Raw genomic sequence first — 3,998 nt, 5'->3', positions numbered from 1 at the left:
GGCCACATCTTTCCTAGCGCCGTTGCCAGAACGCCCAACCATTTGAGCGGTCTAGTGAGACGCCTGCGGCAAAGCCGGACGCGAGCAAGAGCCCTTCGGCGCCTTGAAGGCTTAGCTGCATCCGTTGGGATGGATGTCACGGACTCTCCCTCCGCGTCTACATTAAGCTCGACGTGTTTGCCTCTTCTGGCTCGACCTCAAGTAAGCCGTTGCACTTTTGCTGTGCTGTTTTACCGGCGCTTGGTGAACGCGAGCGTGCGCTGGCAGAAGTGATGGAGTTGCTGGTCGTTGATGATCTCGGTCTGCCATGCAGGATTTGAGTCGTGATGGAACTTGTTCGCGTATTCGAGCAGGTCTTGCAACTCTGCAATATCGGCGGTGTTGAGAATTTCACCTGCACCACCGACGCGCTGCGTACATTTGTTGAGGAAAGGACCGAGCAGTGAATCCGGCGGAAATTCCTCGGGGTAAGCAACGCGCATGAACGATTCGAGAATCGGGCGAAGCGCCGCCGCCACCTCGCGCTCGTCGGCCGCATTGTTCGATCCGATGTACGCGACGACCCTTGCGTGTCGCTTGTCGTGCTCGGTGATCGAATCCTGCTTCACGTCCCACGCAACCAAGTCCGATCCGTCACGGTTGCGGATAACCTTGATCGCGGTGCGACCGACCCTGTCGGCTTTATCCCACAGAGCGCAAAGGAACGGACGCGAGTGAGAAAGCACGACGACCTGCGCGACTTTGCCGGTGAGCCGATAAATCTCCTGCACGGTCGTGAGTGAACGGTTTTCGTCCAGGCTCGTCATCGGATCGTCAATCACGACGATCTTCTGCGCGACTCGCGGGTCGCGATCGAGCGAAGCGAAGAAGAACGCGAGCGCAAGCGTGTTGCGATCTCCCGCGCTCAACGTGTTCCTAAACGCCGGTGCGTCTGCGTTGCCCGTGAGTGGCACCGGCACGTTGTCGATGACAACATTGTAGTTGCAGGAGGATCCGCCGCGATTGTTGACGGAGGTCACGCTGCCAAGGCGAAATCCGGCTCCGAATTTCTGCAGGTAGGCATTAATTGCCCCCTCGTATGCGGGAAACACCGTGGCACGGTATTGCTCCAGTGCTTCGCGTGCTTGGTCGCGCAGCGTTTCCGTCGCCTTCTTCGCGGCTTTCTCGTCTAGATAGGCTTGGCACTTCGGCGCAATTGCGGCGCTGTGGCGCGATTCGGTCGCTTTCAGCCTTTCGAGGTCGGCTGTGAGTGTCGCGACGTTCGCCGTCGCGGCCTTTTCCTTTACGACCTCAATCTGTGGGTTGATCGCGGTGAGCACGTTTGACGCGGCGTCGACTGTCGCGCGCGCCTTATCGTACGCTTCAATGGCCTCAATCGTCTCGGCTGAGAGGTCCCGTCGCTCAAGTGGCGCCGACTTTTTCTTCAGGATCCGCGCGAGCACAGCGTCGCGTGCCACTTTCCATGCCCGTGCAACCGCGGCCGTGTCGACGGCGATCTCCGGAACAGCCGTGAAGTCCTTCCAAAATTGCCGCCGCTGCTCCCAGCCGAGCACATCCCGCTCGAATGCCGCTGGGGCGTCGCCAGCGTGCACGCGTTCGACCTCGTGGAGCGAGCGATCGATGTCGCGATTGAGCTGTGCATACCCTTCGCTGAAGTATGCCCGGTAATGCTCGATCAATGGTGAGTTCGCAAGGTCCTGAGCGCAGAATGGACAGGCCTCCGTCGTCCCATCGCTCTCGATGCGACGCATGCCGTCGCTCACCCAGCGTTCGCCTTCTTCGCCGATCGCGGCGAAATGTCGTTGCACCTGTGCGACGGCATGAGCCTCCAGGTCCGGAAGGTTCCGTCCCAGAAGGGTGCTGATTGCCTCAATGTTGAAGGTCGGCAGCGCAATCTCGCGAAAATCCTGGTGCCGTCGTACGGCATCCGACGATTGCGCAGCGGAGAGCGCGCGCGTCGCTTCCGCAATCACATCGGCGATGTTCGGCACCTCCTTGAGCGCACAGAAGTCGTCGACGCTCAATCTGCCTCGCGCGGCTGCCGGGATCGCACTCTCGCGCGCGCGGAGCTCGCGATTATGTTCCTCGATCTTGGCAGCGTGTGCTTGCACGGCCGCGTTCAAGCTCACGCCTTGCGCCCCAAGAATGAGCTCGTGCAGATTCTGGCGGTGGCCGGATTCGATATCGATGCCGGAGCACACATTCTGCGCCACGAAGGCATCGTCAAAGATCGCGACCTCAGGGAGCGTTGCGGACCACGCCCCGTTTTGGAACACGCAGGCCCCCCCGCTCACGGTATTTACGACGATATGCGGATCGTGTGCTGCGGTGAGACGCTTGCGCTCAGTGATGTGGATCGGGTTGCCGTCGCCCAGCGATCGGAGAACGGCAGCGAGCGTGGTTTTGCCGCGGCCATTTTCGGCGAACACGAGGGTAATCTTGGAAAACGGGAGCTGCCCTCCCGCATTGACGGAATCGAATTTGCCGACGTTTCTCAGCAGCTGAATACGCTCAACCACAGCCATCGCCCCACAGAATAAAGTACCAACCACAAATAGCAAAACGCCTCAGATACCACGAGTTGCAAGAGGTGCTATCCCGTAAAACCACGGCCTGCCGATGAATTGCGCGTCGCAGACGTACCCGGGCGGGTTTCAGCCGCCGGGCGAGGCTCGCAAAGTTTCTTCGATTATGAAGCTCGACGCTCGAATGCGAGCTTCATCAGTTCGCGCAGCAGTTCCGCTTTGCCGCTCACGTCAGCAGCCGTGAGACGGAAACGATAGAAGCTCCATCGGGCATTGTATTCGAGCGTGTCCAGACCTGCGTGTTCGATCTTGGCATCAATATCGTCGGTCCGAGGAAGTTTGATTTCCAGAGTAATTGTCGATTTCTTGGGTCGGAAGGTCACGAAGTTGAAAGGTGTTCCGTCTCTACCGACGCCGATGTAATGCTTGTTGTATTTGAGCTCCAGCGAGCTATCGAATTGCTTGATGAGCTCAAACAGTTTGTCAGTCAGCACCAACATGGGCTTCGATGCCTTCACTTCCCAGTATGGCCGATCGGTAGGGATTGCTTCTGCTTCCTCATCCTCTTCCACGAGCCCACGAGATAACTCGTCCATAACGGTGGTGAATACAAGCGTCAGCGTGCCCGCTACACGCAGAGCCTGCATTTGGATTGCGATCAATGGAATAGTTCCGTTGAACAGTGATATTACGTTTAAGAAACGGCTGGTTATGTCCTCAGCTACTAGAACGGCGCAATGATCGTATTGAGGATATCTCTTACGCTCAATATCCCAATATTCGATGGTGCGAATGATATGGGTCTCATCAGTCGATCCGAGTTGGATTTCGACCTCGTATCTACGCTTCGTCTCTGAATCTTGGAGCAGTAAGTCGAGACGACCGGCATGCGGTTGGATACGCTCCTTCTGTCTGAGCTCAAGGTCGCCAAGACCAAGTATGGACGGGTCGTTCGCAATAAGCTCCTGCACCCACTTTTCACTCAGCTCGGGGTGGGCCTTTATTGATAGCCGCTCGGCTCTTTGAAATTCGATCAACGGACCCTCCGATCGGAAGCTCTTGAAAAGCTTACTTTGCGGGCTGCTCGATCGGCGTGAACAAGGTACCCAGCTTCCAGCCACGCCTTGCATTGCGAATGGTGGGCATCTGTTTCATTGGCCCACCAAGCAGCGCGCTTTTCGGCTGAGAGCGGGAGACCGCCTACCAGATCAGCGATTTCATCGAATGTCAGCTCAACCTGGCGCAACTGCTGCTGTTGCAGCCAGCGTTTCAAAGGATCGTATTTGTAATGTTTCTCGGACATATTCACCCCCAAGGTGAATTGATCATCACCCGCAAGAATTTTCAAGGCCGCGCGAATCATCGGGGCCTTATACAATCGATTCTCGGTAGCCCCCGGGCGTTCAAACAGTTGCAGCTTCTGATCGCGCGAGAAAATGGCGCCCGTGAAAGCCGTCTTTGCATTGGCGTCTA

The 3,998-nt window shown here is 57.3% G+C and carries 3 protein-coding genes; all 3 read right to left on the bottom strand.

Features of this window, described 5'->3' with window-relative positions; genetic code table 11:
• Window positions 1-230: 230 nt before the first annotated feature.
• Window positions 231-2,525: an AAA family ATPase gene (locus H8B02_RS45865; RefSeq protein WP_376711792.1), complete on the bottom strand. Its 2,295-nt coding sequence runs from the start codon at window positions 2,523-2,525 to the stop codon at window positions 231-233.
• A gap of 164 nt (window positions 2,526-2,689) precedes the next feature.
• Window positions 2,690-3,562 carry a hypothetical protein gene (locus H8B02_RS45860; protein ID WP_229172301.1) on the bottom strand — a complete coding sequence of 291 codons (873 nt, stop codon included), beginning with the start codon at window positions 3,560-3,562 and terminating at the stop codon, window positions 2,690-2,692.
• The coding region (locus tag H8B02_RS45855) for a DUF7662 domain-containing protein (RefSeq protein WP_229172300.1) at window positions 3,559-3,998 on the bottom strand (440 nt) is incomplete at its 5' end. The genes H8B02_RS45855 and H8B02_RS45860, both read right to left, overlap by 4 nt.

It is taken from the genome of Bradyrhizobium altum (genome assembly GCF_020889705.1).
GTDB classification, from domain to species: domain Bacteria; phylum Pseudomonadota; class Alphaproteobacteria; order Rhizobiales; family Xanthobacteraceae; genus Bradyrhizobium; species Bradyrhizobium altum.
Note: the sequence above shows the minus strand (reverse complement) of the source record. Positions and strands in the feature narration are given on the sequence as shown.